Below are 21,270 nucleotides of genomic sequence, written 5' to 3' on the forward strand. Positions count from 1 at the left end.
CCTCCCAGCTCGTTCCGCTATCACCCACGCGACGCGCGATTTTTGGCCCGTTGGCGGGCGGAAGGTTCGCACCTCCCGCCCTACAGCTTCATGCGGCTTCTGCGAACGACTCCCCGCCCGCATCGGCTGTTGTCGTGGCAACAAGATCGCGTGCGGCAACGACTTTGCCATGGGCCGCAACTGTGCCCACCCCACCCCGTTCGGTGTAGGCGCTCGGTGGAAAAGCCATCCAGCGCGGCACCCAGCGCTCGACCTTGGCGCGCCCATCCGCCCCCGACAGATGGTCGGCAATGATCTGCTTCAAGGTCTTGACCTTCTCTTGGCCATTGGCTGTCGCGACCGTCTCGCCCGCGACCTCCGCGACCATATGGCCGAGCAGTTCACGGTCGCGCAGCAGGGAAAAGAGCGCCTTGTCGGCCACCCGAGACACCCTACCAGCGCGCGGGCCAGCTCTGAGACGAGCGGATCGGATCGGCCCGGGTCCAGGCGCGCAACTGGCGGCTGATAGCATTTGGCTGCCTGTTCCTGACTGCGGGCACCTCGGCGGCGCTTGCCTGGCAGTCGCTGCAGAGCCGGGTCGTCCCCTATGTCGTCGAGGTCGACCGGCTCGGCGAGGCTCGCGCGGTGCGGGCCGCCGATGTGGAGTATAGACCGACCGACCCGCAGGTCGCGTGGCACCTCGCGCGTTTCATCACCAACATCCGCTCGGTGTCGCTGGATCCCGTGCTGATGCGCCGGGACTGGCTCGAGGCCTATGATTTTGCGACAAGGCGCGGCGCGCAGTTTCTCGGTGAATATGCGCGCGCGGCCTCCCCCTTCGCCCATGTCGGCGAGCGAACCGTGTCGGTCCAGGTCACCAGCGTCGTGCGTGCCTCCGAAAGGTCGTTCCAGGTCAAATGGACCGAGAGTGTTTACGAGAGGGGCGCGCAGTCCGGGACTAGCCGCTGGACCGCGATCCTGACGATTACGACCAAGGCGCCCGCCAATGCCGACATGCTGCGAAGAAACCCGCTCGGCATCTATGTCGATGCGATCGACTGGAGCCGCGAACTCGACAGTGACACCAGGCCCGCGGCGCCACGGCCACCTCTCCGGTCCAGCCAATCCCTCGACTCGCCATTCCCGCCAGCACTGGCCTCATCCGCCATCCCAAACAGCCAGGAGTCCCAGCCATGAAGACCTGCTCCATCCTCCTGTCCGCCGTCATCCTTGCCGCCTCGCCGGCCGATGCGCAGACGGTATCTTCCCCCCTACAGAGCGTCGCCTCGGCCAATCGCAAGGCGACGGCTGAGCCGGCTACCCAGGGCTTCATCAATGCTATCCAGGTCTATCCCTTCGCCGACGGTGCTATCTTCCAAGCCTATGCGGCGCCCGGCTCCGTTACGGACATTGCCTTGCAGCCAGGCGAGACGCTGGTCGCGGTCGCCAGCGGCGACACGACGCGCTGGGTGATTGGCGACACCACTTCCGGAGGGGAGGGCAGCGGTGACGGCGAGGCCAAGCGCACGCACATCCTCGTGAAGCCTTTCTCCGCCGGGCTCACGAACAACCTCGTCATCATGACCAGCCGCCGGACCTATCATCTGCGCCTTGCAAGCACGGCCGCGACGGCGATGGCAGGCATAAGCTGGACCTACCCGCAGGATGACCTCATCGCATTGAAGCGGCAGTCAGACGCCGCGCGCGCCGCAGCTCCCGTCGCCTCCGGCCTCAACGTCGCGCAGCTTCATTTCGACTATGCGATTTCGGGCGACCGACCGCGGTGGCGGCCATTGCGCGCCTTCGACGATGGCCGCCAGACCTATATCGAATTTCCACCGACGCTCGCCCAGGGCGATGCGCCGCCCCTCTTTCTCCTTAGCCCGGACGGCAAGGCTGAACTCGTCAACTACCGCCTGCACGAGCGCTATTATGTCGTCGATCGGCTGTTCGACGCGGCGGAACTACGGCTGGGCCTTAAAAAGCAGGAGATCGTGCGCATCACCCGCATCGAGAACCGCAAGCGCGGGAAGGGCGCATGACCGCGGCCGACACGCCCGTCCAGCCAATTCCGCCACCAACAAAGGTCGATCCGGAGACCCTGGTCCTGCGGACGCAACCGATGAAAGCGATCCGTTTCCGCCGCGGCGCCATCATAGGCATTGCGGCCCTGGGATCGGCCAGCCTGATAGGTGTCGCGTGGATGGCCCTCAAGCCCCAGGTGTTCCGGCAAGTGGCCCAGGAGAGCGAGCTTTCCAAGCCATCGGCGGACCCGGGCGATGCGCTGTCCGGCTTTCCGGCAGGCTATGGCGATGCCCCAAGACTGGGACCGCCCCTCCCGGGCGATCTCGGGCGGCCCATCCTGCGCGCCCGGCAACAGCATATGGACGCCGACGATGCATCGGGCGGCGGTCGTTCCACCGCTGACGCTGCAGAAGCCGCGAGGCTCGCAAAGCTGGCGGAACTGAAGGCAGCTCGAGAGTCTGCCATTCTCGTCCAGATGCCGGCAATGCCACCCGCAGGCGTTGCACCGGATACCGGGACGCCGGCAGTTCCCCAGGATCGCAAGGCGGCATTCGCGGGATGTGCCGCTACTGGCAGCGACCTGAACACATCCGTGTTGGCGCCGCCACCATCACCCTATCTCCTGGCGGCTGGGAGCATCATTCCCGGGGGCCTGATCACTGGCCTCAGCTCCGACCGGCCTGGGCTCGTCATGGCGCAGGTGACGCAGAATGTATTCGACAGCGCCACCGGTCAGATCCTGCTCGTGCCGCAGGGCGCCCGTCTCGTCGGAAAATATGACAGCGTCGTCGCCTTTGGCCAGCGACGCGCGCTCGTGATCTGGCAGCGGCTCATGCTGCCGGATGGAAGTTCGCTCCGCCTCGACAATTTTCCGGCAACCGACGCGGCTGGGTATGCGGGGCTTGCCGACAAGGTGGATTTCCATAGCTGGTCGCTGCTCAAGGGCGTCGCGATCGCAACCCTTCTTGGCGTTGGTTCAGAACTGACGATCGACGGCGAAAGCGACTTCGTCGAGGGGATCCGCCAATCAACGCAGCAGAGCGTATCGCGCGCCGGTGACCAGATCACATCGCGCGACCTCGACATCCAGCCGACAATCACGGTGCGGCCCGGAACGCCGGTAGGCCTGCTCGTTAGCCGCGACCTCATCCTAGCACCGTGGCGCGGGTCTATAGGAGAATAGGCATGGCAGAGCTGAAACTGGCCAAGCTGCCCGATAGGACGCCGGTCAAGCTGGCGATCACGATCACGCCGGACCTTCAGAATGCCCTGCGCGACTATGCCGCGATCTACGCGCAGGCCTATGGCACCAAGGAGCCGGTGGTCGAACTCATACCCGCGATGCTGGCTGCCTTCCTGGAGAGCGATCGCAACTTCATCAGAGCCCGTGGCGCCGCGGTGCGGGAACTGGGATGAAAGATAAAAAGGTAAGGCCGCCTGCTGGGCTGAGGACGGCATCGCCCATCGATTGCGCGTCCTCGCAGAAGCACTCACCTCTCCAGCTCGGGCGTATGAGCCCAATCGATGAAGACCATGACGAGGCGCAAATGCAGCGGCTCGCTATTAGCGAAGGGGCCGCTCTTTTAAGCCCGAACGACATCCTCTCACGGCTCAACATGACGAGCGCGGAGCCAGCAAAATGGATGCGACGGACGTTTAAAAAGTACCGAGTGCCTTACGTTCACTTATGTGGCCAGGTCCGCGCGACGGAGGCGCAATATCAGTTGCTATTGGGAAGAGTAAGCTGTTCTCCATCGGCCGAAGTGGGGAGACCTGTATCCACTACATCCAAGGTTGAGTTGCGGAAGGCGACGAAGACTTCGGCATCAAGGCGTTCGGTTCACGAACGCGTGACGCAGATGCTGCGTCGAACTGATGGAGGAACCTAAGCTCGATGCGGGATCAGCTGTTGGTTTGCGCCTCACCGCCCGCCGCGAATATTGCGGACGCCATAAAATGTTGTTTGTCGAAGCGAAGGACAATCCGCCCTGCAATATCCCATCAGCCGACAATCTCGATTGGGTGAAGTTGATGTCTTTCATGAACATTGACAGCGCTCATCTCGGTGCGCAGCTCCAACATCAAACCTGCTCTGCAAGTGCGGCGTCCACCATCAGCCGCCGCCCTCTTCTTCGGCGCTAACAGCAGGTTTGGCGGAGAGAGCAGCAGCCAAAGCGGATCGTGGGCCTCAGGCTGCGTTTCTAAAGCACATGGTGCGATGGCTACGGAATATTGCTAGCATCATCAACAATCAACATCTCGCCATTCCCCAATCGCGCAATTGAAAGGCACCAAGGATGTCAGGGAACTTTAGGGTGCCTAATGGACTATGGCGAGCAGCATCATACGGCTGGGCGGCGTGTTTTGCAGACCTGAGCGCGTAATGGATACCCCGTTTTTATGTTGACGGATGCCTCATATTAGTGGCAGGGCGCGAGGCCTGCGGGCGGGTATAGCTCAATGGTAGAGCACTAGCCTTCCAAGCTTGTGATGCGGGTTCGATCCCCGCTACCCGCTCCACCGCAGATTTTAGCCATTTCTTCCTCATTTTACCAGCGCCAAATTGGGGATTTCTGCGGTAACTTTGCGGTAGAACGCGCCGGGAGCAAGGGCCTCGATTTCATCGATCACGGCTTCGGTTGCCGCTAAAGCCAGCCCCAGATTGGCGGGGTCGGGGATTGCGTAAATATCGCTGATGGCAAACGCGGAGTGGCCGAGCATAATTTCCCCCTGCCGCCAGTTCGCCTCGCCAATACGGCGGCGCACGATGGTAGCGATTGAACGGCGGATCAACTTTGGTCCTGCCTGCCCATTGCTCGGCAATCCTAGCGCCGCGCGCATCCTGTCCCATGATGACCTTATAGTCGCGGCTTGTATCCAGTTCTCGCCCATGGCGTCGAGATGCCCGATCATTTGCCTGACAACCGGCACCATCGGAAGGCGCTTGTTTGTTCGCTGTCGGCGGGTTGGGTTCAGGTCGATAACGCGCGGGCCGGGGTGCCACTGGTCGTGCTTGATCGCCAGCACGGTTTCAGGGCGCGCCCATGTCGCAACAGCCATGCGGAGATAGGCCAGTAGCGTTGCGCGGTCTTTCACGCGCAGATCGCGCAGGACTTGCGATTTCTCTTGCGGGTGCAGGCAATAGTTGAACATGCGAGCAAGGTCAGCCACATCCACCCGGAATGTCGGCGTGCGGGCTACATCGATTTGCTGGCGCGCTTTGAACGCGGCTTTTTGACCTGGCGTCGCATTGATCGCGGCGGCGAATTGCATAACGCTGCCTTCGACATGGGCAAGCGACCGTTCGCGCAGCACCTTGCCTTTGGGTGACATGACCGGGCGGGCCAGCGCCCATGTGCGGAAACGGTCGATCCAACCCTCGTCAACTTCGGCGCAGACAGTATCCGCCTTGGTTTCTGCCAGATAATCTATGACATGCGATAGCCGGTGTCGGGCGGCCTCGTGCCCTGCCCGCCCCTCCAAAAGCAGGAGGTAATCGGCTATAGCGGTGGTTGCGAGCGGCGACTTTTCATGGTCCCATGGCCGGTGGCAGGTCGGGCAAATGCGGCGACCAGAATGTGTGAGATAGAGGCGGTCAAGCGCTATCCTGCCTTGCCCGACATCTGCCGTGCGCGCGCTAGTGCTTCGCTCGCGCTTTCGCTCGGTGTCGTACCAGACGATTTCAAGGTTGGCGCGCCCCTCCCGTCGATAGAGGGCATATTCGCCCCGTTGATAGAGCGGCTTCTGGCGTGTCGTGCGCGGCATTGGTTCCTCTGATATTCTGCGGCCGCCTTCTTCAGGGTGTCATAGGCGCCGCTTGAAACTAGCAGGTCCAGGTCATCGGGTGAAAGCTGGATGCCCTTGTGCTGGTCGATGCGCCTGGAGAGGCGACGGTCTAAATCTGGCAGCAGTCCCATCTACCCCTCCTGATCGCCGTGGAGGGCGGAGGCGCACCCGGCATAGATCGCGTCAGCCAGAGCGATTGCAGCCCTTTTATCCATGACGATTAGCTCCTCGCTGCCGTCCGGCGCTATCTGCTTGATGTAGACCAGATTACCGCAAGTCAGTTCGACGCTCGCGTAATTTCCGCCGTCTATTGTGCGTCTCATCCCCTCGGCTCCTCGATAGTGGAAAGTGCGGCTCTTTTCCCGGCTCTATATTGTCTAAGCCACGCGCTCTGGCATGGGCGACAAATCCGCCTCCCCTTCCTATTTGTTCGGGTGTTCTTTTCATTGTATGGATGGCCAGCTTTGCATTGCTCCTGCTTTGCATTTTGCGCAGGAGCGCCCGTGCCGCGCAGACTGTTCACGCCCGATGTTACTGCTTCCAGATGGTGAGGGTTTACACAGCATGGGTTACGGCAAAGATGGTCAATAACCATTCCTTCCGGAATCGGTCCTTTGTGGATTATGTATGACACTCGGTGCGCCCTTATATTCTTATTCATGATCGAGAAATTGCCATAGCCGCTTATCGAGCTACGATGCTGCGGCTTCTCTCGATACCGCGTCCATTCCCAGCAATCATCGTTGCCGCGCTTGTCCACAGCCTTCCAAAAGCGCGCCTCATCTGATGGTGAAATATTAGTCATCATCGACCTCTCCCTCTACCGGGATGGGTGCGGCTACAGTTTCTGGCGGGGTGGATATGGCATCCAGCAAGTCACAGGCGAATTCGTAGGACATGGAGACGTTGCCGCCAATGCCTTCCGGGCCAAGCGCTTCAATTGAGTGGCGCAGGCGTTCGGCTATATCGCTCACCCTACCATGCGATGGGGTGCGGGAGAGGATGGCGGCCAATTCGGAAGCGAACGTGTCCCGGTTTTCGGTGGGATACCAGATGATACAGAGCCGTTCCTCGATCAGGCTCATGATCTTTTCCAACTCATGGGTCATCATTCACCTCTCTTTGGCTGCTTGGTGGCTCGCCATTCCCAAATGCCCAGCGCCAAGGTTGCAGGGCCTAAAACTCCGCCCATCAGCCACGATGGAACGCCGTCGATGGGGTCGTTGCGATTCAATCGCCAAGCGCCAATCAGGCCGACTGCGAACCACACGAGAAAAGCAATCTGCTCACTCATGCCCCTTCCCCTTGTGCGGTGGACAGGAATGCCCGCGTGTCATGGAACGGCGATTGCCCTTGCTGGCCGCACGACCATTCCACCCAGCATTTCAGCAGCGCCAGGGCATCCGCAGGGGCAGGCTTGGCCGGGGGTGATGCTGGCTGGGGCGCGCCTAACTCGTCGGACCGCACGAAGGTGTCGCACAATTCAGTGGCGTTCGCTTTGGGTAGCCCGCAGTCGCGGCAAACCAGTTCCTCGCTCACGCCCCCTTCTCCATCTGCCCGCTATTGGAGAGGGCGAATACCTCCCACGCCAAATCGCGGACCCACTGATCCATGCCGTGAGGGATACGCTTTTCGATCAGTATAGTTACCGCCTCCCGCAACGCTGCGTCCGGTGCGCTTGGGGTAACGATCCCGTCGACCAGATAGCGCACCATCGCTTCGGCTTGCGTATAGTCGAACAGGTTCGTCCCTGTGGGCTGGTTACGGTATTCGTTTCGCTGGCCGGGGTTGCCGATCGGATTAAAACCGATCCCGCCATCCGGATTAAAATTGTCAGGCAGCTTCCAGCCAAGGAAGCGGTTGACCATGTGCTTGATCTGGTCGTCGGTCATTGTAGGTTCTCCGGTGGAAGGCGCAGCGGCCTTGTGCTTTTCCCAAGCGGCATCAATCATCGCTTGCTCATCGGCGGTTAGGTCGCCTTCCCATTCTTCGTCCGGTGCGCTTGGGGTGGGTAACGGGAGGGCGGCTATGATCTCATCGGCTTTGGCGCGCAGTTCTATGGCGAGCCACGAAGCATATTCGGCTTGGAAGCAATATTCAGCAGCCATGTCCTCGCTGCACGTTTCACTCCGAAACAGCGACATGGGCGCCTCGCTCTCCGCCACCTTCGCACAAGCCTCCACAATAGCCCGCGCATCGGTGGCAGCGGTCGCAACCGTAGTGGAGGCAAGGGCTTCCTTGGCGATAATCGCGATGCCCGCGAGCGCGGTGTGATCGGTTATATCGCTGCGGAAGCAGTTCGCCTTGATCTGCTCCAGCGCCTCTCTCAGCTTATCGTTCGTCATTGCTCTATATCCTTGGGTTCGCGCTGGCAGGGGACAAGTCCGGCCATGTCAGAGCGGCAAGCGGGACATTCGCACTCGTCCGTAACAAGGCGCTCATCATTGCGGTGGCGGGCTTTGTAGCGCTCGTATGCATCGTCCAGGCGGTCGAGGAAGCTCATTCGGTGGGCACCTTTTCCCAACCTTTAGGCGTCTGGCGCCATTCTCCAGGGCGATGCACGGTGCGCTCTATCTGCTTCCAGTCGCGGCTTTGACGGCAGCGTTCACGCTCGGATTGGCGGGGGTTCATGCGCCCAACACTGGATTGCCCAGCGCCTCCTCTTCAGCCAACGTCCGCACAAATTCCAAGCGATAGATGCCGGCGCCGACTGCCTGCGATTTGGGAAGCTCAAACGTCCAAGTGATCGTGTCACCCTTGAACATGTCGCGGTTCTCGTCGGCCATGTTCTGATGCGGGTAGAAGTCGGCGGTCACCGATTTGGCTAGTATCTCTGCCATCGGGAAATTCCTTTCCCCTGCCCTTTTCTCTCCGCTGGGCAGGGATTGGCTGCGGTGCCGTTGGGGGTTAGGCTGCTCGTTCGCGGATTTGCCCGCTGTCGATCGCCTTCTGAAACTGGCCTTCGATCCGCCTCGTGATTGCCGATCTTGTGGACTGCGGAATGTAGCCGTGCAGGAACAGCAGAGAGGCGGCAGCATCGAGGCGTTGCGCCCATGTCTGATCGGTCCAATCGATTGCAGGCCCGATCAGCTTTTCAATCGGCATGGCCATCACGCCGCCCTCCTCTGCTTCCGCCTGTCCCGTGCCGCTCGCCACTTCTCCGCATCAGCCTTGTTCGCCTCTGCTTCGGCGCGGGCGGTGGCGAGGTCGCCAAGCGCATGGTTCAACCGGTTCTGAAGGCTGTTGGCGTGGGCGTTGCGATCTATAACCGCTTCACGGTGGCGCCTGATGATCCGCTCCTGCTCTTCATGGCGCGCCGCATAATTGGCAACGATCCGCTCATGCTCGGCCTTGCTGACCATCTCTTCCTTCGGCTTCCGCCAGTTTGTGAATAATGACATGGTGGTTGATCCCCTATGCTGCGGCGGTGATTTCGTCTGACAGCGGGATTTCCTTCTCCGCTGCGAACGAAAAGATTGCTTCTATGAGGTCGGAAAATTCAGCCTTGCCGAGACGCGAGGATTTGTAGCCCATCGGCACAACTCCACTGCCGTCCAGCGTCGGCTCAAAGGTGCATTTGAACCCGGCTTCATGCATAAACAGCGCCTTCCAGGTGTCGGTATCCAGCAACCGGCCATCGGGCTTTGCGCGGCTGATCTGGCTCAACAGGCTCCACATGAGCGCGTTCTGGTCCTGCGTGCGCTTGGCCTCCTTGATGTTGAGGATCGCGCCTTGCGGGGCTTGCTCAATCAGCTGGTGGGCTTGCGCCCGCTTGAACGGGCTGTTCAGTATGACGGTTTGCCCGCTAGCCATTGCGCTTTGCCTCCATGATCTCCATCCGGCGCGGCGAGGCTTGGGCGAATTCTTCCGCCAGCGTCCGCATGTTGATGCTGTGAAACCGCTCGAATGATTGCTCACCCATCTGGTGCTGCCGTGCGTGGCATTCATGGCAGAGTGAGATGGTCCAAAAGTCGCTTGGCTTCTGACCCATGCCCGCGCCGGTCCCGATCCGCACATGCGCTACCTCGATCGCAGCGGTGGACCCGCAAGCGCAGCACGCATGATTGCGAACGAAGCTGCAATGGGCTTGTGAACGCCACCGGCTAGAACGCTTGGCGGGTTTCGGAATCCGGCGCGGAAGCATCAGAAAGGCACCTCATCGTCCAGCGGTTCGTCGCGGTAGGACTGCTGGTTGCCGCCGCCGCTTGACCGCTGGCCCCCATCTGCCTGCCGCCCGCCCTGCAACGTCACATGATCGGCGCGGCACTGGAGATAGGTCTTGCCGTCATGCTCGCGGGTGCCAACTTCGCCGACGACCGTAACTTTCGTGCCCTTAACGAGCAGTTCGGCCAGCTTGTCCGCGCCCTTCCCCCAACGGGTCACATCCCACCATGTGGTCTGCTTGTTATCGCCGTATCCGGTGTTGACGGCGACCGAGAAGGAACAAAGTGTCTGCCCGCTCTGCGTCGTCTTGAACGTAGCGTCTTTCCCGGTTGTCCCTGCGAGGGTGATAATCTGTGTCATGCTGCTTCTTTCTGTGCGTTCTGCGCAATGCGCTTCTGAAGATTGCGAAGGGTTGCCTCCCCCTGCGCGGCTGTCAGCTCATCGAGAGCGGAAACCTTGAAGCCCTCGACAATGGACTGGACGCTTACGCCGGATGGTCCGATTGCCTGCTTGATCGCGGCCAACGTGGCTTCGGTGATGGTGGGCGGCGGCGCATCCTGCACATTGCTCTGCGTCTTGTCGTAAAGAGCCAGGCCGAATGGATTGCCGAAGGTCATGAAGGCGCGTTTCATCGCGTCGGTCTCAGCTTCCTTCAGCGCGCTCTCGTGCGCCTGCCCAACGTCTTTATCGATACCCTGCCCAAAGCCGGAACCCTCCCGGACGAGATTGCCGACGGTGATCCGAACGCGGGCCAGATAGTCCACGCGCATCTTGCCGTTCACGTCGCGGGGCTCGCCAAGCTGGCGCAGTTCGATCGTTTCCCGCTGCCAGCCATCGAAACCGAATATCCGATTAGCCTCCGCAATTGCGTGCCAACCTTCGATATACGAGACTTGGGAGCCGCCTTGCTGGCGCTTGGCAACATGGTCGCGGTTGAGCGGCGCACTGAGGGCCGCGTTCTGTTCAGGGGTGAATGTCATGCGACGTGCTTCCATTTTGTACGGTTGACGATGCGCTCTATGGTGGACGGGCTGACCGAGTAATCGCGACTGATACGGCGGCAGGAATCCCCTTGTTCGGCGCGAAGTCTGATCAGGCGAACATCAACCTCCGACACTTTAGCTGAAGGATGCGCCTCGCCGCACGGCAGTGGGTTTCTATCCGGCTTGGCCGCATAGACGGCGCGATGTTTAGCCAGGACAGCTTCGCGATTGCGTTCATAAGCCGCCTTCGAGCGCAGCCGGTCGCACACTAAGCACTGGTTCATGCCCTCTGGTGTTTTTCGCCCGTGTTCAGCAAAAGGATGCCCGCGTTTGCAATGGGTCTTTGGCTTTGATCCAGTTATCCCTCGGCGGGTGTTCTCTCCGCTTGTTACTGGTTCTAGATGTTCTGGGTTCACGCAGTCGCGAACGCGGCATAGATGGTCTATGAGTAGGCCGTCCGGAATAGGACCGACAAACGCCTCATAGGCCAAGCGATGCGAGCGACCCTTCCGCTTTTCGAAGCAGCCCATCCCGTAGCCGTCGCGGTCAAGTGTCAGTTGCCAATGCCAGCAACCGTTTCCGTCCATAGACACACGTTCCATTATGTATTTTTGGAAGTCAGGCCGCACGGCGGTGCTCCTTCACGCTCACACCTGGGATCGCACGTTTGCCGGAATGAACGTCCTTGTTTGCCTGCTCCAGCAGCCAAGCCTTCAGCAATTCCGGCTGCGCCTGCTTGTAGTGCTTCAGCGCCTCCACCGGATCGACCAGTTCGGCAATCCAGTAGGACCGCAACCCGATGGCCCGACCTCCGCCTGACGCATGGGCCTTCGCCTTGTCGGCCTTGTTCGCGGCGCGCTCGGCAGCGTCGGCTTCCTTGCGGGCCAGTTCGACACGTTCGATCGCTTCCAGGTTGGCGGACGCGGCTTCACGTTCTGCCTTCAGCGCGGCTTGGCGTTTTGCTTCCGCCTCCTGCCGCGCCTTCTCGGCTTCGGCGCGCTGATCAGCTTCCAGTTTCTCCAACCACGGAACCAGCGCCTTCTTGGCCGTGTCGATAATCAGGGCGCACTTGCCCTTTTTGTCGTCTGTCAGCGGGGTCCATTTTGCCTGGACAGCCGCCTTGCCTTCATCGAAGGGTTTGGCCTCCGCCTTACGCATCGCGTCGGCATCGTTGCGAGCCTTGCGGGCTTCATCGATCAGCTTGCCAACAATGTCGGCGGTCGCCTGATTTTCGATTGGCTCGCCATCAAGAAAGCCTTGGGCGGTTTCCATCAGGTCAAGAATATGGATTTGCATCGCCTCAAACGGGTTCGGCTCCGGAGGATTGTTTCCTCCAATCACCGCACGTGGATTTTCAGTGATGTCCATGAAAAACCTCCCGGTTGCGGGCGTCACGAAGTTCGCCGCGTAGGATTTCGTTCTCTTGCCGGAGCAAGTCGTTCTCAGCTTCGAGCCAGTAGCGTTCGTCAAGCCAGCGTTCGTAACCGGCCCACAGATCGCTTTCGGCCCCAGCGGTAACCGCCTGATGCGCACTCATTGCAGCACCTCGGCCAGATCGCGGGGGTTTATGTCCAACTGCTCCAAGGCGAGCATGAGGCGGTTCTTCCGGCCTTCCGATGCCCAATAGAGGTCATCAGCCATGTGATCGTCATCTATGCGGGCTTCAGCGCGCAGTTTGGCGATTTTGTCTGCTATGATGGCGTCGGCCATGAGTTGGGGTAGATCGGTCTGCATCAGTCGATCCTTTTCAATTCCGGCCGCTGCGTCCGCATGGCCTTGTCGATCAGCACGAAGTCTTTGGCGGCTTGGCGGGCATAATGCGGGGCCATCCAGCTATAGGTGGCGGGGTCGGCACCATCGGGCCGCTTGATGCGCTCGGCTTTCATGGCTGGGCCTTGGCGCGGTGGGCGGCCCGCTTTTCATTGCGAGCGCGGATGGCGCAGTCGGCATGTTGCGTCCGCCAGCGCCCAACGCTGCGCTCAAAGTGGCCTGCACCAGCTTCGACGGTCTTGCCGCAGCGGTAGCAGGGGCCAGCGTATTGGTTCCTCACGAGACCAGCCCACCCATAACGCAGCCCATCAGGAAGCAGCAGGCCAGCGTGACGATGTTCTGCCAGTCAGAGGGTGTAATCACCGGCTGCGGCTTGTTGCGCTCCGCTTCGTTGCGCTCGAATTGCGCCACATCGGCGTAAACGTCATCCCATGCCTCGGTAGCGGCGTTGCTGTTCAGGGTGCGGGGGCGGGTCATGATGACGCTCCCGTGGCTTTGATGGCATTGGGACCGACGATGCGCTTTACGCCATTGGGAGAAATGACCGGCAAGCCAGCCTCGCGAGCAGCCTTCAAAGCGCCCGAATACTGCTTCGCCCCTTCCGGCTTATCGAACTGCCAGTCGCCAAGCGTCAGCAGCACATCGACGACCTTAACAGCCGCCGCAGTATCGCCATCAACGGCAGCGATAGCGTATCCAGTTGGGATGTGATGGATAACCCAAACGTCCTCTCCGGCCAGATATGCCAAGTCCATGCCGAACGGGTGCTTGATATAGCCGGGGATCAGCTTCCCGCCCTCGGTGGTCGCGGTCAGAATTGCGCCAGCGGTCCATTCAACGTTCTGACCATGGCCAGCTATGTCTTTGGAGAATTGCCCCCCCGTCTGCCCATCTGATTTCTGAAGAGCGGTCATGCTCGTCTCCTTGAAACTGATTTCATCCTCGGCGCGGAACTGGCCCGCGCTCCGGTTAAATTAGGCTGTGACAGCGCACATGCGGGTGATCAGAGCGGAAGCCGATGCCTGCAATTCAGTGACGGTTGGTTTGATGGCGTCCCATGCGGCGTCCCATGCGGCGTCCCATGCGGCGGCCCCTGCGGCGGCCCGTGCGGCGTCCCCTGCGGCGGCCCCTGCGGCGGCCCGTGCGGCGTCCCCTGCGGCGGCCCGTGCGGCGTCCCATGCGGCGTCCCCTGCGGCGTCCCATGCGGCGGCCCGTGCGGCGTCCCCTGCGGCGTCCCCTGCGGCGGCCCGTGCGGCGGCCCGTGCGGCGTCCCCTGCGGCGGCCCGTGCGGCGGCCCGTGCGGCGGCCCCTGCGGCGTCCCGTGCGGCGGCCGCATCCTTCCTGATGGCCTTCAGAGGCTCCATGATCGGAGGAAAGCCAGCGGTGGAGGTAATCTCCGGCAGTTTGGCGAGCGTGTCAGCCTGATCATTCAGGCCAGCCAGACGCAGCCATGCCGGGGTGTGAACACGGATCAGCCAGTCCGTTGCCATGATGGCGCGGCGCTGCTCAACTTCTGGCGTGGAGCGGGTGCCGACTGTCTTGGTGATCAGCGGCAGGATGAGACGGTTACGGTCCTCGTCGTTCAGCGTGTCGTTCCAAGACACCATGAAGGCGGTGATGACGGGGCAGGCGCAAGCCGGATGGTCTGACCATGGTTCGCCGGTGATGTAGGCAACCGCTTCCATGGCACAGTGAGCATCAGCGTTCGCATCATGTGCGCCGCTCGACAGGCCGCGCTCCATGACCTTGGCCAGCCTTGTTTCGTCTATGGTGACGACTTCACTCATGCTCTGTAGCTCCCTCGCTTGTTGCGATGCCCTGGTGTCGGGCTGTGGGAGTGTTCTATGCGATTATCGCACGTCTAGCAACAGCATTATTTCGATTATCGCATTTTATTTAAGTTTGGGCCGAGGGCGTTTGCGTTCGGTGGCGCGAATCGCACGCCGAATCAGCACACAAAAAAGCCCCACCTCCGCATGGGAGGCAGGGCCAGGTTGGGTCGCACTACAGGCTAAGCCTGCGCGGGCAAAATGCCATCGAGCGAGTGATTCGCCTTGTTAAAATCGGACATGCCCCGCATCCGGGGAGGCGAGGCTGGGCAAAATAAAACCCCGCCGGGTTAGGGCGGGGTGATAGGCGCTTGGAGTGCGGAGACCTTTAACTGGCTGCGAGATAGCCAAGCTTCGACAGAATCGTCATGGCCGCAACGGTTAGGCTTGCTCCGATCGCTAAGGCCGAAACGATGAAGCCCTTGCCAGCCTTGGAAACCTTTAGAACCGCGACGTCTGTCTTGAGCGTGCCTACGTCCGTCCTGACCGATTTCATGTCAACCTTGATGTCTTTCACATCGTCCACGAGCGTGGAAAGGGTGGTTGAGATTACCTTCAACTCGCCCATGAACTGCGCAAACTTAGATTCCGTACGCGCCTCTACGGCTTCCAGCTTGGCGTTCAGGATCTGCTCTGTGACTTCCATCGGCTTCCCTGCTGATGCTTGGCGCACCTCATGTGGAGGCTGCGGCATAGTTGATGCGCCGCCCTGAGTATATGCCATTCCTTGAGAAATGGTAGACCCAGCAAGGGCGAAGGTCACGCCTATGCGCGTTGCAGAGGTCTTAGGCGGCATTCTCTTCAACCGTCATGAGCTTGGACAGGATGTCGGCGAAGTCGCTATCTTCTTCAGGCGCTGATTCGGGGTCTATGCTTTTCTTTGCTGGTGGCTTGCCCATTCCGCGCTATTTCCCCCTCGTAACTTTCGCGAAGTGCCTTGCCCACCGAGCGCCATGCGCCGTTTACACTTGCGTCAATCTGCCGCGCGCGCTGATATTTCGCGCCCCCAAAGAAACATACTGGCGCGGCAAAGCCTTCCACGAAACTTCGCAGAAAGGCATGGCTGCGATATGTCTTCTTTGCCATGTGCCGTCCTTTGTTAGATGCGGCCATGATAGGCCGACTTCGTAAACGATTTACGCTATATGGGGTTGCAAGCGCAATAGAGAACCATTCTCACCTACCCCATCCCCCTACAAAACACCGTCACCGCTGGGGTGATGCTGCCGAATATACTGGTCGCGCCATGCTTGGCTGGCACCGGGTAGTGATCCACGCGCTCGACGGTCAGGATCAGAATATCGTCGCCGTTCGGGAGGTGTAGCCGGTCGCCATGCTGCGGGATTGCGGCAAGCTGGTGATAGCCATAGGCCGTGTCGTCATCGACCACGATGCTGGCGAGGATGGTCATTGGCGCGATTATCGCAGTTTTTCTGCTTTCCAGATGATGCGACCGATCACCTGAACGTGGTCTCTGCCAAGGTGGATCACGTTATGCGCTGGGTTAGATGAGCATGGCTCAAGCCGCGCCGGGTTGCTGCGAAACACCTTGACGGTCGATTCGCCGTTCCCGTTTCGCATGAGATAAAGCCCGCGCTCGACCAGATCCAAGTCGGTCGGATCGACAATGATGTGCGCGCCGTTCGGGGCAATCAAATCAATGCTATCGCCGTCAACCAGAACGACAAACGCTTCCGCTGGGACCATGGGATCGGGACAGGGCATATGGGATAATGGCTGCTCTATAGCTTCCTGCCAAGCCCCTGCTGATGCTTGGCCGATCACCGGCAACGTCCTGATAACAGGGGAGCCGATAGCGTCAATGTGGAGCAGCATCGCAAGCACCTGGGCTTCGTTAGCCTTGAGCGCGCGCTTTCCGGTAAGCAGCTTTGAAACGGCAGATGCGTCGATCCCCAAGGCGCGGGCAACATCGCCCTGCTTGAGACCCATCTCTGCCATGCGCTGCCTGATAAGCTCCATATCCATACTCTCAATGAGCCGAAACTTCGCCCGAAAACAAACTCTACTTTCGCACTCACTGACTGCGCCCCCGCAAATATTTCTGCCTTTATCGCATATCATAGCTTGCAAGTCCCGTGCGATAATCGCATAACAGCGAATATGGCAAACACTATAAAGAGTATCTTCGAGCAAATAGGGGGGGCCACGAAAGTGGCGCGCCTGCTGGACGCTCCGGTGACAACCGTGTGGGCTTGGCAAAGGGCTGGACGCATCCCGCCTTCACGCCTTGCCCATCTGCGCCTTGCCGCAAAGGCGAATGGGCTGGAAGTCCCTGCGCTGGCGGCCATGGGTGGCGACCTCGATCAGGGCCGCGCGAAGAAGCGCAAGGCGGCCACGGCATGAGCGAGCGCACCGTCTATTTCATCAAGCCGATAGGTATGGATGGCCCGATCAAGATCGGATGCAGCCGCTCGCCGGACGGTCGCTGTGAGGCGTTGGCCAACTGGTCGCCTTTTGCGCTTGAGGTTGTCGCTGAAATAAAAGGCGGCTTTGATCTTGAGCGCCGCTTCCACGCCGCATTCGCCGCCACGCATGAGCGGCGCGAGTGGTTTGCTTCCTCGCCGGAATTGAGCGCGGCCATCGTCGCCATCAACGCGGGAACGTTTAATATATCGACGCTTCCCGGCCCCGCATTCTTGGCGCACAAAAACAAAGGGCGGTCGCCCACCCGGACGCCGACGCAGCGCAGGGCCTTGAGCCTTAGCCTTCGCACCACTCATCTTGAGCGCCGGTCTGGGCATGAATCCCGCATAAGGACAACCGGAATAGTCCAGTGCGGAGATGCGCTCGCCATCTCGTATGTGGAGGCATTTCTGTCCGACCCAATCCGGTGGGGCGTCCCAATGCCGTACCTGTGGGCGCGTGAGGCCGCAAAGAAATTTGCGAAGGCCAGCGCAGCATGAGCGCCCGCATCCGTCGCAAGTGGCAACCGTTCTTCTGGCCCCACTTCGCCATCAGCCTGATCCGCCTCTGGTGGTTCAATCGCAAAGCCCGCAAGGCTCGCGCGCGTCGTTTGGCGGAGGGCTGATCTATGCCGGGGGCGGATCACACGGAAAAGGACGGGGCGAGCCGTGAAGCCCGCCCCGCCAGGTTCGCCACTGGCAGCGGGTCGCTGACTGCCAATGACGTAACCACCAAAATCCGCGCGCTGTTCGATGCCATGGGCGGCAAGCCGATGATCGTCCGCTTTACCGACGACCGGGCTGCTGTCCTTTCGGCGCACACGCTTGAGTTCATCCCCGTTCATGAGAGGCAGTTCTAATGGTGCGACGCAACCAAGTCTGTCGTTACGAGCCAGTATCGAAAGACAAGTTTAAAACGAAGTTGGCCGCCGCCTGGGGCCGCGTCTGGCCGACCATCGGCAAGGGCGTGATGGCCGATCGCATGTCATCGGACACCAAGACGATAGACCGCGCTGTGACGGCTGCGAACCTTCCTGAGGCGCACACGATCTTCAACAGCCTGTGCGCCGATCCGACCGCGCTTGATGAAGTACTGGCGGAGTACGGCTTCAAGCTGGTGCCGCTACACACCGACGCGGCCAACGATTTCGATACGCTGGCCGACGCCGCCGACCTTCACGACGAGCATATGAACGCCATGCGCGATGGCGTCCGCAACCACACGGAAACGCTGCGCATTGCTGACAAGGCCCGTCCTGTTGTCCGCAAGTATCAAGCAATTATCAGCGAGGCTGAACGCCTCCGGGCTGGCGCATAATGGACATACAGACCGCATCGGCCGACTTCGACAAGAAGTTGCTTGCCCACCTCACCAACATGATCGGCAAGCCCACGCCCACAAGCCGGGAGCTTGCGGCGGCCCTTGATGTCGGCCGTGGCACGATCGAAGCGAGCTTCTACCGCCTGGTCAGGCAGGGCCTCGTTTCTGCCAGCGGGACCGGCAATTATCGCACGATCAGCATTAAGGGCGTCGGCGATACCCTGCCCCGCTTGAGCAAGGCGGATCGCGTTGCGGCGAACGTCGAGTTTGAGCCGGTGCGGATCGAGGCGACTTCCTGCCCAAGGTGCGGTGCTAGGAATTGCCAGCGTCATAGCGCCGCTTTCCTGACCACCAGCGTCATTCCGGCATGGAGGGCGGTGACATGATCCGCCTCATCCGCCAGTGGGCCGCGCGCCGTCGCCTCGCCCAGCTTCGCAAAGCCAACATCGCCCGCCTTCAGGCCGCACCTAAGCGGGATTGCTGGGGCAGGTTCATTAAGGGAAAGACCGCATGAGCGACAACATTGCTGCCGACAAATTGCGCCTTCACGTTGAAGCGATCGAGCGCTTGGAATCTGAAGAGAAGGGCCTGAAGGACGACAAGCGCGACCGCTACCTCACACTGAAGAGTGAAGGCTTCGATCCCAAGGTCGTCCGCAAGCTCGTCGCCATGCGCAAGAAAGACCCGAACGACCGGACCACCGAAGAGGCCGTGCTGGCTACCTACATGGCCGCGCTCAATATGCAGACGGGCTTCGACTTCTGATGCTCGCCTTCACCGTCCCCGGCCCACCAGTGGCGAAAGGTCGCGCCCGCGTCGGCATGATCGCTGGCAAGGCGCGCATGTTCACTCCTTCCGCCACTGTGGCATATGAGGGCCTGATCGCCCTCGCCGCTGAAAAGGCAATGGATGGTGCCGAGCCCTATCTAGGCCCGGTCAGCCTGTCGGTGACGGCGACGTTCGCGATCCCGGCAAGCTGGACCGGCAAGAAGAAGGCTGCCGCCCTATGGCACACTGGCCGCCCTGATGGAGACAATCTCCTGAAGGCGGTTGGTGACGGCCTCAACGGCATAGCTTTCAAGGATGACAGCCAGGTCGCATCGGCCCGGATCATCAAATGCTACGGCGCGGTTCCCGGCCTCACTGTCGAAGTGGAGGCACTATGAGCCGCTACTCAGGCCAAGCCTACCTCTCCCCCTCTAGCGGGATAGATGATCGCGGCGTCTCTGACATGCCTGAGCGCGTCAGGGCTGCTCGTGATGGGTCCAACCGTCTGCTGGCTGCGATGCTGCGCTATTATGAGCGGAGGCGGGCTGCGTGAGCCGGAATATCCAGCCCATGAAGGACAGCCGCCGCCGTGCCGCCGTGCATGTCATGTGTCCGACCTGCGGCTCGCTGCCGGGGTTCCTCTGCCATGGCACGCGCAACAATGTTCGATCAGCCATCCATCGCGACCGCTACGCAGCGGCTAAGGGGGAATTGCCAGCGTGACAGGCTACTTCCTCATGCATCGCGGTTGGCAGGAAAATCCCATCTTCGATCGGGAGGAATACTCGCGCCGTGACGCATGGGTGTGGCTGATTGAGAACGCCACGTGGAAGCCATCACGCACACGCGTCAAGGGTGAGATGATTGACCTTGACCGGGGCGAACTGTGCTTCGCTCAGCGGTTCCTTGCCGAGAAATGGCAGTGGTCCAAGAGCCGCGTTGACCGCTTTCTCAAGCTGCTTGCTGCTGAAGGCATGATCGAAGTGCGATCGAAAAACGGGGCAACGTCGGACCATGCAGCGGGGCAAGGTCAAAGCATCATAAGCGTATGTAATTACGACAAATATCAAGCGCCGGAAGGATTGGACCGGGGCAACGACGAGCCGGATAGCGGGGCAACGCCGGGGCAACAGCGGACCAAAGAAGAAACAGGGAAACATACTTCGGAAGATAAATCTTCCTCAGTGGTGATGTTAGCGCGCCCGACCAATTCAAAAGGCTCTCGCATTCCTGCCAACTGGCAGCCGTCCCCACTGCCCGCAACCGTTGCAGCCCTGACGGCCCAGTGGCCACCTGGCCGGGAGGAGCGGGAGCTTGAGGGCTTCCGGGATTACTGGGTGACGCGGATGAAAGACGCGGCCCGAAGCAACTGGGACAAGGTTTGGCACAACCGGATCCGCGATCAGCACGACAGAATTTTGAGGGAAAACCGCAATGGGACAGGAAATTACAATCCAGCAGGGCGGCCAAGTGTCTCCGACGCTCTCCATGCCGCGCGCAGTCGCCTCGGCTATAACGGATAACCGCTTCAGCCTGCGGGAATGGACGACCGCAACCGGGCTGTCCCGCCTGAGCGATGACGACAAGCTGCGGATCCCGACGCTGGCCGACCGGGCGCAGGAAACCCTAACGCCGGTCAATCACGGATGGCTCGAAAAGCGGCTCTCCACGATGTATCTGGCGATGGCCCACGACCGCGACCCGGACAAGGCGACGGCTTGGCTGCACGAGTTCATCCGCCTGCTGGCCGATCTGCCGCAGGACATAGTGGCCCACTCGGTTGATGAGGCGGTCAAGAAGTCCGAACGCGGCTTCCTGCCGAGCATCGGGGCTATCCGTGCCATTGCGGATCCTATGGTTGAGGAACGGCAGCAAAAGGTTCGCCGGTTGCGCATGATGGCTGACGCAATCCTTGCTCCCAAGGTCCAGATTGAACAGCAGCCGTTCGAGCGTTGCCCCGGCGATGAAGCGACGAAGATCATGGATGACGCCGGAATTAGCCGCGTGGATCCAGTGAAGCCGCGCCCGATCAGTGCCGACCGCCTGAGAGGGCCGAAGTCCATAACGGTTGAGGATTATGTGCAGCTTGGCCTGACGCGGGCAGCGGCAGAAGCGGCAGTCGCGGAAATTCGGAAAGCTGGACCGGAAGCAGAGCCTAAGCGCGCCCGTCCATCCGGATCCATTGGCTCGCATCTGCCCAGCATTGAGGCAGGCGCATGACC

42 protein-coding genes, 1 tRNA gene and 1 pseudogene are annotated in these 21,270 nt (G+C 60.7%); 18 read left to right on the forward strand and 26 right to left on the reverse strand.

The window, feature by feature from the left end; translation table 11 throughout:
- Positions 1–88: 88 nt before the first annotated feature.
- Positions 89–421, reverse strand: coding sequence for a hypothetical protein (locus ACYU81_RS03420; RefSeq protein ID WP_460986352.1), 333 nt, complete (start codon positions 419–421; stop codon positions 89–91).
- On the opposite strand from ACYU81_RS03420, the pseudogene trbF reads away from it, so the two are divergent.
- From trbF to ACYU81_RS03450, 6 genes and pseudogenes are all read left to right on the forward strand, one after another.
- Positions 331–1,176, forward strand: a pseudogene (trbF, locus tag ACYU81_RS03425) (conjugal transfer protein TrbF). The gene ACYU81_RS03420 and the pseudogene trbF sit on opposite strands and share 91 nt — an antisense overlap.
- Positions 1,173–2,021: a P-type conjugative transfer protein TrbG gene (trbG, locus tag ACYU81_RS03430; RefSeq protein ID WP_460986353.1), complete on the forward strand. Its 849-nt coding sequence runs from the start codon at positions 1,173–1,175 to the stop codon at positions 2,019–2,021. Before trbF ends, trbG begins: the two are co-directional and overlap by 4 nt.
- Complete coding sequence (locus tag ACYU81_RS03435; protein ID WP_460986354.1) at positions 2,018–3,187, forward strand: TraB/TrbI/VirB10 family type IV secretion system protein; 1,170 nt, start codon at positions 2,018–2,020, stop codon at positions 3,185–3,187. Before trbG ends, ACYU81_RS03435 begins: the two co-directional genes overlap by 4 nt.
- Before the next feature lie 2 nt (positions 3,188–3,189).
- Entirely contained in the window at positions 3,190–3,420 is a 231-nt protein-coding gene (locus ACYU81_RS03440; protein WP_460986355.1) for a DUF2274 domain-containing protein, read from the forward strand.
- A gap of 459 nt (positions 3,421–3,879) precedes the next feature.
- Complete coding sequence (locus ACYU81_RS03445) at positions 3,880–4,146, forward strand: hypothetical protein (protein ID WP_460986356.1); 267 nt, start codon at positions 3,880–3,882, stop codon at positions 4,144–4,146.
- A gap of 304 nt (positions 4,147–4,450) precedes the next feature.
- Positions 4,451–4,524: transfer RNA gene (locus ACYU81_RS03450), tRNA-Gly, on the forward strand.
- Between the two features lie 24 nt (positions 4,525–4,548).
- Here the strand turns inward: ACYU81_RS03450 and ACYU81_RS03455 are convergent.
- From ACYU81_RS03455 to ACYU81_RS03575, 25 genes are all read right to left on the reverse strand, one after another.
- Positions 4,549–5,769 (reverse strand): hypothetical protein, encoded by a 1,221-nt coding sequence (locus tag ACYU81_RS03455; protein WP_460986357.1) that lies wholly within the window; start codon positions 5,767–5,769, stop codon positions 4,549–4,551.
- A 152-nt stretch (positions 5,770–5,921) separates the two neighbouring features.
- Positions 5,922–6,113, reverse strand: a complete 192-nt coding sequence (locus ACYU81_RS03460) for a hypothetical protein (RefSeq protein WP_460986358.1) — start codon at positions 6,111–6,113, stop codon at positions 5,922–5,924.
- Positions 6,110–6,598, reverse strand: a complete 489-nt coding sequence (locus tag ACYU81_RS03465) for an HNH endonuclease signature motif containing protein (RefSeq protein ID WP_460986359.1) — start codon at positions 6,596–6,598, stop codon at positions 6,110–6,112. The genes ACYU81_RS03460 and ACYU81_RS03465 overlap by 4 nt, the downstream gene beginning before the upstream one ends.
- Positions 6,588–6,902, reverse strand: coding sequence for a hypothetical protein (locus ACYU81_RS03470; RefSeq protein ID WP_460986360.1), 315 nt, complete (start codon positions 6,900–6,902; stop codon positions 6,588–6,590). Before ACYU81_RS03470 ends, ACYU81_RS03465 begins: the two co-directional genes overlap by 11 nt.
- Positions 6,899–7,084, reverse strand: a complete 186-nt coding sequence (locus tag ACYU81_RS03475; RefSeq protein WP_460986361.1) for a hypothetical protein — start codon at positions 7,082–7,084, stop codon at positions 6,899–6,901. Before ACYU81_RS03475 ends, ACYU81_RS03470 begins: the two co-directional genes overlap by 4 nt.
- Positions 7,081–7,329, reverse strand: a complete 249-nt coding sequence (locus tag ACYU81_RS03480) for a hypothetical protein (protein ID WP_460986362.1) — start codon at positions 7,327–7,329, stop codon at positions 7,081–7,083. Before ACYU81_RS03480 ends, ACYU81_RS03475 begins: the two co-directional genes overlap by 4 nt.
- Positions 7,326–8,135 carry a hypothetical protein gene (locus ACYU81_RS03485; protein WP_460986363.1) on the reverse strand — a complete coding sequence of 270 codons (810 nt, stop codon included), beginning with the start codon at positions 8,133–8,135 and terminating at the stop codon, positions 7,326–7,328. The genes ACYU81_RS03480 and ACYU81_RS03485 overlap by 4 nt, the downstream gene beginning before the upstream one ends.
- A 282-nt stretch (positions 8,136–8,417) precedes the next feature.
- A complete protein-coding gene (locus ACYU81_RS03490) occupies positions 8,418–8,630 on the reverse strand; it encodes a hypothetical protein (RefSeq protein ID WP_460986364.1) in 213 nt (70 codons plus the stop codon).
- A gap of 67 nt (positions 8,631–8,697) precedes the next feature.
- Complete coding sequence (locus ACYU81_RS03495) at positions 8,698–8,901, reverse strand: hypothetical protein (protein ID WP_460986365.1); 204 nt, start codon at positions 8,899–8,901, stop codon at positions 8,698–8,700.
- Positions 8,901–9,191, reverse strand: a complete 291-nt coding sequence (locus ACYU81_RS03500) for a hypothetical protein (protein WP_460986366.1) — start codon at positions 9,189–9,191, stop codon at positions 8,901–8,903. Before ACYU81_RS03500 ends, ACYU81_RS03495 begins: the two co-directional genes overlap by 1 nt.
- A 13-nt stretch (positions 9,192–9,204) precedes the next feature.
- Entirely contained in the window at positions 9,205–9,603 is a 399-nt protein-coding gene (locus ACYU81_RS03505; RefSeq protein WP_460986367.1) for a recombination protein NinB, read from the reverse strand.
- Positions 9,596–9,934 carry a DUF968 domain-containing protein gene (locus ACYU81_RS03510; protein ID WP_460986368.1) on the reverse strand — a complete coding sequence of 113 codons (339 nt, stop codon included), beginning with the start codon at positions 9,932–9,934 and terminating at the stop codon, positions 9,596–9,598. Before ACYU81_RS03510 ends, ACYU81_RS03505 begins: the two co-directional genes overlap by 8 nt.
- Entirely contained in the window at positions 9,934–10,314 is a 381-nt protein-coding gene (locus tag ACYU81_RS03515) for a single-stranded DNA-binding protein (protein WP_460986369.1), read from the reverse strand. Before ACYU81_RS03515 ends, ACYU81_RS03510 begins: the two co-directional genes overlap by 1 nt.
- Positions 10,311–10,934, reverse strand: coding sequence for an RAD52 family DNA repair protein (locus ACYU81_RS03520; RefSeq protein ID WP_460986370.1), 624 nt, complete (start codon positions 10,932–10,934; stop codon positions 10,311–10,313). Before ACYU81_RS03520 ends, ACYU81_RS03515 begins: the two co-directional genes overlap by 4 nt.
- The gene (locus ACYU81_RS03525) at positions 10,931–11,566 is read right to left on the reverse strand and encodes an HNH endonuclease (RefSeq protein ID WP_460986371.1); all 636 of its coding nucleotides are present in this window, start codon (positions 11,564–11,566) and stop codon (positions 10,931–10,933) included. The genes ACYU81_RS03520 and ACYU81_RS03525 overlap by 4 nt, the downstream gene beginning before the upstream one ends.
- A complete protein-coding gene (locus ACYU81_RS03530; protein ID WP_460986372.1) occupies positions 11,556–12,305 on the reverse strand; it encodes a hypothetical protein in 750 nt (249 codons plus the stop codon). Before ACYU81_RS03530 ends, ACYU81_RS03525 begins: the two co-directional genes overlap by 11 nt.
- Positions 12,292–12,474: a hypothetical protein gene (locus ACYU81_RS03535; protein ID WP_460986373.1), complete on the reverse strand. Its 183-nt coding sequence runs from the start codon at positions 12,472–12,474 to the stop codon at positions 12,292–12,294. Before ACYU81_RS03535 ends, ACYU81_RS03530 begins: the two co-directional genes overlap by 14 nt.
- Complete coding sequence (locus ACYU81_RS03540) at positions 12,471–12,671, reverse strand: hypothetical protein (protein WP_460986374.1); 201 nt, start codon at positions 12,669–12,671, stop codon at positions 12,471–12,473. The genes ACYU81_RS03535 and ACYU81_RS03540 overlap by 4 nt, the downstream gene beginning before the upstream one ends.
- Positions 12,671–12,823, reverse strand: a complete 153-nt coding sequence (locus tag ACYU81_RS03545) for a hypothetical protein (RefSeq protein WP_460986375.1) — start codon at positions 12,821–12,823, stop codon at positions 12,671–12,673. The genes ACYU81_RS03540 and ACYU81_RS03545 overlap by 1 nt, the downstream gene beginning before the upstream one ends.
- Before the next feature lie 160 nt (positions 12,824–12,983).
- A complete protein-coding gene (locus tag ACYU81_RS03550) occupies positions 12,984–13,184 on the reverse strand; it encodes a hypothetical protein (RefSeq protein ID WP_460986376.1) in 201 nt (66 codons plus the stop codon).
- Positions 13,181–13,621: a hypothetical protein gene (locus tag ACYU81_RS03555; RefSeq protein ID WP_460986377.1), complete on the reverse strand. Its 441-nt coding sequence runs from the start codon at positions 13,619–13,621 to the stop codon at positions 13,181–13,183. Before ACYU81_RS03555 ends, ACYU81_RS03550 begins: the two co-directional genes overlap by 4 nt.
- 60 nt (positions 13,622–13,681) lie before the next feature.
- Positions 13,682–14,494: a hypothetical protein gene (locus tag ACYU81_RS03560; RefSeq protein ID WP_460986378.1), complete on the reverse strand. Its 813-nt coding sequence runs from the start codon at positions 14,492–14,494 to the stop codon at positions 13,682–13,684.
- A 370-nt stretch (positions 14,495–14,864) separates the two neighbouring features.
- Positions 14,865–15,332 carry a hypothetical protein gene (locus ACYU81_RS03565; protein WP_460986379.1) on the reverse strand — a complete coding sequence of 156 codons (468 nt, stop codon included), beginning with the start codon at positions 15,330–15,332 and terminating at the stop codon, positions 14,865–14,867.
- 384 nt (positions 15,333–15,716) lie between these two features.
- Positions 15,717–15,947: a hypothetical protein gene (locus ACYU81_RS03570; RefSeq protein ID WP_460986380.1), complete on the reverse strand. Its 231-nt coding sequence runs from the start codon at positions 15,945–15,947 to the stop codon at positions 15,717–15,719.
- An 8-nt stretch (positions 15,948–15,955) separates the two neighbouring features.
- On the reverse strand, positions 15,956–16,618 hold the full coding sequence (locus tag ACYU81_RS03575; protein WP_460988103.1) for a LexA family protein: 663 nt from the start codon (positions 16,616–16,618) through the stop codon (positions 15,956–15,958).
- A 39-nt stretch (positions 16,619–16,657) separates the two neighbouring features.
- On the opposite strand from ACYU81_RS03575, the gene ACYU81_RS03580 reads away from it, so the two are divergent.
- The 12 genes from ACYU81_RS03580 to ACYU81_RS03635 all read left to right on the forward strand — a co-directional run bounded on the left by ACYU81_RS03580 (position 16,658) and on the right by ACYU81_RS03635 (position 21,268).
- Positions 16,658–16,900, forward strand: coding sequence for a carph-isopro domain-containing protein (locus ACYU81_RS03580; RefSeq protein WP_460986381.1), 243 nt, complete (start codon positions 16,658–16,660; stop codon positions 16,898–16,900).
- Positions 16,897–17,460 (forward strand): GIY-YIG nuclease family protein, encoded by a 564-nt coding sequence (locus ACYU81_RS03585; protein WP_460986382.1) that lies wholly within the window; start codon positions 16,897–16,899, stop codon positions 17,458–17,460. The genes ACYU81_RS03580 and ACYU81_RS03585 overlap by 4 nt, the downstream gene beginning before the upstream one ends.
- On the forward strand, positions 17,457–17,585 hold the full coding sequence (locus tag ACYU81_RS03590) for a hypothetical protein (RefSeq protein WP_460986383.1): 129 nt from the start codon (positions 17,457–17,459) through the stop codon (positions 17,583–17,585). Before ACYU81_RS03585 ends, ACYU81_RS03590 begins: the two co-directional genes overlap by 4 nt.
- Before the next feature lie 3 nt (positions 17,586–17,588).
- Positions 17,589–17,819 carry a hypothetical protein gene (locus ACYU81_RS03595; protein ID WP_460986384.1) on the forward strand — a complete coding sequence of 77 codons (231 nt, stop codon included), beginning with the start codon at positions 17,589–17,591 and terminating at the stop codon, positions 17,817–17,819.
- Complete coding sequence (locus tag ACYU81_RS03600) at positions 17,819–18,277, forward strand: hypothetical protein (protein ID WP_460986385.1); 459 nt, start codon at positions 17,819–17,821, stop codon at positions 18,275–18,277. Before ACYU81_RS03595 ends, ACYU81_RS03600 begins: the two co-directional genes overlap by 1 nt.
- Entirely contained in the window at positions 18,277–18,666 is a 390-nt protein-coding gene (locus ACYU81_RS03605) for a hypothetical protein (RefSeq protein ID WP_460986386.1), read from the forward strand. The genes ACYU81_RS03600 and ACYU81_RS03605 overlap by 1 nt, the downstream gene beginning before the upstream one ends.
- A 124-nt stretch (positions 18,667–18,790) precedes the next feature.
- Entirely contained in the window at positions 18,791–19,045 is a 255-nt protein-coding gene (locus tag ACYU81_RS03610) for a DUF2312 domain-containing protein (protein WP_460986387.1), read from the forward strand.
- A complete protein-coding gene (locus ACYU81_RS03615) occupies positions 19,045–19,446 on the forward strand; it encodes a RusA family crossover junction endodeoxyribonuclease (RefSeq protein ID WP_460986388.1) in 402 nt (133 codons plus the stop codon). Before ACYU81_RS03610 ends, ACYU81_RS03615 begins: the two co-directional genes overlap by 1 nt.
- Complete coding sequence (locus tag ACYU81_RS03620) at positions 19,443–19,601, forward strand: hypothetical protein (RefSeq protein WP_460986389.1); 159 nt, start codon at positions 19,443–19,445, stop codon at positions 19,599–19,601. Before ACYU81_RS03615 ends, ACYU81_RS03620 begins: the two co-directional genes overlap by 4 nt.
- On the forward strand, positions 19,598–19,771 hold the full coding sequence (locus tag ACYU81_RS03625; protein WP_460986390.1) for a zinc finger domain-containing protein: 174 nt from the start codon (positions 19,598–19,600) through the stop codon (positions 19,769–19,771). The genes ACYU81_RS03620 and ACYU81_RS03625 overlap by 4 nt, the downstream gene beginning before the upstream one ends.
- A complete protein-coding gene (locus tag ACYU81_RS03630) occupies positions 19,768–20,571 on the forward strand; it encodes a hypothetical protein (RefSeq protein WP_460986391.1) in 804 nt (267 codons plus the stop codon). Before ACYU81_RS03625 ends, ACYU81_RS03630 begins: the two co-directional genes overlap by 4 nt.
- On the forward strand, positions 20,537–21,268 hold the full coding sequence (locus ACYU81_RS03635) for a hypothetical protein (RefSeq protein ID WP_460986392.1): 732 nt from the start codon (positions 20,537–20,539) through the stop codon (positions 21,266–21,268). The genes ACYU81_RS03630 and ACYU81_RS03635 overlap by 35 nt, the downstream gene beginning before the upstream one ends.
- The last annotated feature ends 2 nt before the right edge of the window (positions 21,269–21,270 follow it).

The organism is Sphingobium sp. TomTYG75 (genome assembly GCF_054771635.1).